The following is a 5,400-nucleotide window of genomic DNA, read 5'->3' as shown; positions in this document are numbered from 1 at the left end:
GCGATTTAAAAGGCCGTGCCATGAGCAGGAAGTGACCCTCGCCTTCGCGGTGGGGCCGGCGCCACGCCCGTATACGCACTTGGGTGAAGAACCAAAAAAAAAGCCGAGGGCGCCGGAGCACCCGCGGCTTTGCTGCCGGCTTCAGCCCGCGACGCTGGCCAAGCCAGCCGCACCGATGCCGACCACCAGGGCCAGGACGATGCTGGCCACGATGCCGATCACCACCATCACCACCAGGTACAGCAGCGAGATCAGGCAGGACCGGCCGTAGCCGATCGGCTGGCCCGTGGGCTGCTGGATCATCAGGTTCACGAACAGCGCCGTAATGAACAGGCTGGCCAACAGGCTGATGGCCATCGCCCCCAGCGAAGCCATCATGGCGCCGGCCATCGCGGCCTCGTCAGCGCCCGCCATCGCCATGTTGCTGCCTACACCCATCACCATGCTGAGCACGATGTTGACCACGAAGCCCGCCACGCCCGCCAGGAACACCACCAGCACCGACTTGCCGAAGCTGGGCGAGAAGCCCTGCAGCAGGCGCACCGTCACCTTCAGCACCAAGCCGCCGAGCAGCAGGCCCAACACGACCATCACCGCAAGCACCACCAGGATCATGCCCCCAAAGGCAGCCAACTGTTCCATTGCTTTTCCCCTATTGAATTTGGATGTCGCTGTAGCCCGATGACTTTGCACCAGGCTGCCGCCAGCGGCAACCCGTTGACCGGGCACGCGGCGATGTGGCGGATAATCACCAGCCGCCCACCCCGATGCCCGCCATGCCGCTGCGTGACCTTCTGTTGGCCCTTCTGGTGTGCCTAGTCTGGGCCGGCAACTTCCTGACCTCGGCGCTGGCGCTGCGGGACATGCCGCCGCTGCTGTTCACCGGGCTGAGGCTGGCCCTGCTGGCGTTGCTGCTGCTGGCCTTCCTTCGCAGGCCGGCGAAAGGCCAGTGGCCGCGCCTGCTTTTGATTTCGCTGTGCGTGGGCGTGATGCACTTCGGGCTGAGCTTCTGGGCGCTGAAGCTGGCCGGCAACCTGTCGTCGCCGGCCATCGTCATGCAGAGCTATGTGCCCATGTCGGTGCTGCTGGCCTGGAGCGTGCTGGGCGAGCGCTTCGGCTGGCGCACGGGCGCGGCGGTGGCGCTGAGCTTCGGTGGCGTGCTGGTGCTGGGCTTTGATCCGCTGGTGCTGGCCAACCCGGCCTCACTGTTCATGATGCTGGCATCGGCTTTCTTCCTGGCCCTGGGTACGGTGCTGATGCGCGACCTCGGCGGCGTCACTCGCTACGGCATGCAGGCCTGGACCGCCGTGATCGGCGTCGGCCCGCTGCTGGGGCTCAGCCTGTGGCTGGAGCCCGGCGGCTTCGCCTCGCTCAAGACCCTGGGCTGGGTGCCGTGGTTTGGCATCGCCTACGCGGCGGTGGCCGCATCGCTGGTGGGCCACGGCATCTACTACTCGCTGATCCAGCGCCACCCCGTCACCACGGTCATGCCCTGGCTGCTGCTGACGCCGCTGCTGGCGATGGGCCTGGGCATCGCTTTCCACGGCGACACGCCGGGTCCCAAGCTCTGGCTGGGCGGCGCGATGGTGCTGGGCGGCATCCTGGTGATCGCGCTGCGCAGCCAGGCCAAGTCCCGCACCGCACCGCTCGCCGAAGAGCTCTGAAACGTCCGGCCTGCGATTGCCAGACCCCGCAAAAAGAAAAGCGGGCCGTAGCCCGCTCTTCCGTTTGCCAAATCGGGGAAGCGTCAGAGCTTCGGGACCCAAGTGTCCTTCTCGCGGGGGCGCAGCAGCCAGCGGCACAGGGCCGGCAGGAAGATGATGGCGGCCACCATGTTCACGATGAACATGAAGGTCAGCATGATGCCCATGTCGGCCTGGAACTTCAGGTCCGAGAAGATCCACATCGCCACGCCAACGGCCAGGGTCAGCGCCGTGTAGAAAATGGCGATGCCGGTGGTCTTGAGCGCCACGAAGTAGCTCTCGGACAGCGTGCGTCCCTGCAGCATTGACTCGCGCATGCGGGCGAAAATGTAGATGCCGTAGTCCACGCCAATGCCCACGCCCAGCGCCACCACCGCAAGGGTGTTGACCTTCAGGCCGATGGCCAGTTCCACCATCAGCGAGTGGCCCAGTTCGGTCACCAGAACCAGGGGCAGCAGCACGCACAGCGCCGCCAGCGGGCTGCGGAAGCTGATCCAGCACATCGCAAACACCGCCGCGTAGAGCAGGTACAACATCATGTGCTCTTTGTCGCGGACGGTGTCGTTGGTGGCGGCCATCACGCCCACGTTGCCCGTGGCCAGGCGCAGGTTCACCTGGTCGGAGGCGAAGTCCGGGTTCTCGGCCGCTTCGGCCGCCAACTTCAGCTGCAGGTTGCCGGGCACGAAGGCGTTGTTCGCCGTGCGGAACTCCTTCACCGCGGCCACCACACGGTCAATGGTGGTGGACTGGTGGTCGGAAGTGAAGATGGTGATCGGTATCGCGCTGCAGTCGGCGTTGAGCAAGCCCGAGTCAGTCTCGAAACTCTGGGTGACCTGGCGCAGCGTGTCCGGGTCGCGCGGCAGCATGCGCCAACGGACCGAACCATCGTTCCAGCCGGCGTTCACAAGCTTTGCGGCCGATGGCAGCGTGATCACCTGCTCCACGCCCTCCACGTTCTCCATGTGCCAGGCGAACCGGTCCACCAGTTCCATGGCCGCGAAGCTGGAGGTGCAGGCCGACGGGCCGGACTCGGCGATGACGGTGAGGATGTCCACACCCAAGGAGAACTTGCTGGCGATCAGCACCGCGTCCTGGTTGTAGCGTGCGTCCGGGCGCAGTTCAGCCAGGCCCTTCTGGGCGTCGCCGATCATCACCTTGTTGCCGTGCTGCCAGGCGAAGAACCAGATCACCGCACCAAAGACAATGACGATGGCCGCCGGAGCCGGCCGGGCCAGCACCGAAAGCGCCGCCCAGACCCGGTCGAACCGGGTGAGCTGGCGCAGGCGGAACTCGCGCTTGCGGTCCAGGTTTCGCAGGCGCGTGTAGCTCAGCAGCACCGGCAGCAGCACCAGGTTGGTGAGGATGGTCAGCGCCACGCCCACGGTGGCGGTGATGGCAAGTTCGCGCACCATGTCGATGGGAATGACCATGATGGCTGCGAAGCCGATGCAGCCGGCCAGCAGCGCCACGATACCCGGCACCAGCAGCATCCGGAACGACAGCCGCGCAGCCTCCAGCGGCTCCACCGCGAACTTGCCGCGCGCGCGCAGCTCATCCACGGTGCCCTCTTCCAGGCCACCGAAGAAGATTTCGCCGCGGAACCGGTTGATCATCTGCTCGCCATGGCTCACGGCAATGGCAAATATCAGGAAGGGCGTGAGCATGTTCATCGGGTCGATGCCGAACCCCATGAGCTTGAGCGCTCCCAGCATCCACACCACCGACACCAGGGCCGCCAGCACCGTAAGCGAGGCAAGCTTCACGGAAGTGGAGTACAGGAAAAGCAGCAGCCAGGTGAAAGCAATGGTGAGCGCGAAGAACTTCACCACGGAGCGGGCGCCGTCGCTGATGTCGCCCACCGCCTTGGCGAAGCCGATGATGTGGACGGTGTGGTTCTCGTCCTCATACTTGGTGCGGATGGCCTCGAACTGGCGGGCCACCTCTTGGTAATCGACTTTGTTGACGCTGCTCTCGGGGATCAGGTCGGCCCAGATCATGGCGCCCGACCAGTCCTTGGCCACCAGCCGGCCGACGATGTTCGCCTTGACGATGTTGCCGCGGATGACCTGGAAATCCTCGGGCGTCGAGGTGAAGCCCTCGAGGCTGGGCGTATAGGTTTGCGGGATGACGTTGCCGCCGGAGAGGCCGTCTTCCACCACTTCGATGAAGCGCACGTTCGGCGTGAAAAGCGAGCGCGACCGGGCGTCGTCGGTGGAGTCGAGGTTGATCACCTCGTTGGTAACGTTTTCCAGGGTCTTGAGGAAGTCCTGGTCGAACATGTCGCCGTCTTTGGCAATCACGGCCACCAGCACGCGGTTCGCACCGCCGAACTCCAGTTCGTAGTCCTGGAAGGTCTGCATGTACTCGTGCTGCAGCGGAATCTGCTTCTTGAATCCGGCGTCCACCTTGAGCTGGCTGGCGAAGAACAGCATCGCCACCGTGATGGCGACGAACACGATGAGGACGAGCGGCCGGTTTCCGAAGACGAGGGTCTCGGCAAAGCGGGCGAACGGACCGGGCTGGGCGTTGGGAAGGCTCATTGATACTCCGTCACTGCGGGCGGTACAGGTCGGCACCCTTGTCGCCGATCACGAGGTAGCCGGCGCCGTCCACGGGCACCACGCCCGAAAGCAGCGGCGTTTCACCCGAAGCGGTCTCGAAAGCGGTCGCGGTAAAGGGCGAGTCGGCGTCGGGGCGGGACAGGATGGCGCCATTGGCACCCACCAGCACCGCACCGCCATTTTCAAGCGCATAACCACCCATCAGGCTGGTGGTGATGCCGGTCTCGACGCGGGTCCAGCTGTCGCCCAGGTCGCGCGACTCATAGACGTTCCCGCGCAGGCCGTAGACCAGGATGTGGTCGTCCTGCCAGGACAGCACGCCGAACATGGAGCCTTCGTAGGGAAGGCGCTTGCTGGTCCAGGACTCGCCGCCGTCACGCGAGCGCAAGAAGGTGCCGCGCTCGCCGGCGATCACCAGCGCGCCTGAACCGGCGCGGGCGATGGCGTTGAGGTGCGGGTCGGACTCGGCGTCCAGGGCCAGGTCCTCGTCGCTGAAGGTCCAGTCTTCGGCCTCGGGGGCGGCAGGCTCGGCGCCATCCTCGGGCGCGGGCTCCGGCTCGTCGGCCGCAGCGGGACCCAGCGACGAAATGGTTCGCGGCGTCCAGGTGACGCCACCGTCGGACGTCACCAGCATCAGGCTGTAGGCGCCGATCGCGAAGCCGTTGCTGGCGTCGGTGAACAGCAGGTCCATCACCGGAACGCCTTCGCTCGGGTCAACGATGTCGTAGCTCCAGGGCGCGGCGCGGCGGCGGATCCAGCTCTGGCCGCCGTCGGTGGAGTGCACGATCACGCCGTCGTGGCCGGCGGCCCAGAGAATGCCGTCAACGCTGGCGATGGTGGTCAGCGTGGCGCGGGTGGGCACGGCCGCCTGGCGCCAGTTCACGCCGTCGTCGGACGACAGCACGTGGCCGCGCTCGCCCACGGCGAAGTAGCCCGCGCTGGTGCGTACGGAATCAAGAAGCAGTGAGCGGCTGGCGCGAGGCATCATCTCGGCGTCGAGCAGCGCGGGGTCGGTGGCCGCCGTGGCGGCGGGGTCCGGCGCCGTAATGGGGGGGGGGTCATGGGGGGTTTTTGCGGCGGGTGGCCCAGGTGCCACGGGAGCGGCCGCGGGCGCCAGGGCCCCAATAGGCAGGGCC

4 protein-coding genes are annotated in these 5,400 nt (G+C 66.3%); 1 reads left to right on the top strand and 3 read right to left on the bottom strand.

Translation table 11 applies throughout. The features are described from left to right. Nucleotides 1-141: 141 nt before the first annotated feature. Nucleotides 142-642, bottom strand: coding sequence for a hypothetical protein (locus K0M70_RS15155; protein ID WP_290783359.1), 501 nt, complete (start codon nucleotides 640-642; stop codon nucleotides 142-144). A 134-nt stretch (nucleotides 643-776) separates the two neighbouring features. Between K0M70_RS15155 and K0M70_RS15150 the strand changes: the two genes are divergently transcribed. Then, entirely contained in the window at nucleotides 777-1,664 is an 888-nt protein-coding gene (locus K0M70_RS15150; protein WP_290783357.1) for a DMT family transporter, read from the top strand. Nucleotides 1,665-1,747: 83 nt separating this feature from the next. Here the strand turns inward: K0M70_RS15150 and K0M70_RS15145 are convergent, their stop codons facing one another. Further along, on the bottom strand, nucleotides 1,748-4,243 hold the full coding sequence (locus K0M70_RS15145; RefSeq protein ID WP_290783355.1) for an MMPL family transporter: 2,496 nt from the start codon (nucleotides 4,241-4,243) through the stop codon (nucleotides 1,748-1,750). Between the two features lie 10 nt (nucleotides 4,244-4,253). Then, the coding region (locus K0M70_RS15140; RefSeq protein WP_290783353.1) for a YCF48-related protein at nucleotides 4,254-5,400 on the bottom strand (1,147 nt) is incomplete at its 5' end.

The sequence above is a fragment of the Arenimonas sp. genome (assembly GCF_019459675.1).
Taxonomy (GTDB): Bacteria; Pseudomonadota; Gammaproteobacteria; order Xanthomonadales; family Xanthomonadaceae; genus Arenimonas.
Note: the sequence above shows the minus strand (reverse complement) of the source record. Positions and strands in the feature narration are given on the sequence as shown.

Coding starts and splice junctions, on each gene's coding strand:
- K0M70_RS15155 (WP_290783359.1), bottom strand. CDS start 642: ATGGAACAGTTGGCTGCCTTTGGGGGCATGATCCTGGTGGTGCTTGCG.
- K0M70_RS15150 (WP_290783357.1), top strand. CDS start 777: ATGCCGCTGCGTGACCTTCTGTTGGCCCTTCTGGTGTGCCTAGTCTGG.
- K0M70_RS15145 (WP_290783355.1), bottom strand. CDS start 4,243: ATGAGCCTTCCCAACGCCCAGCCCGGTCCGTTCGCCCGCTTTGCCGAG.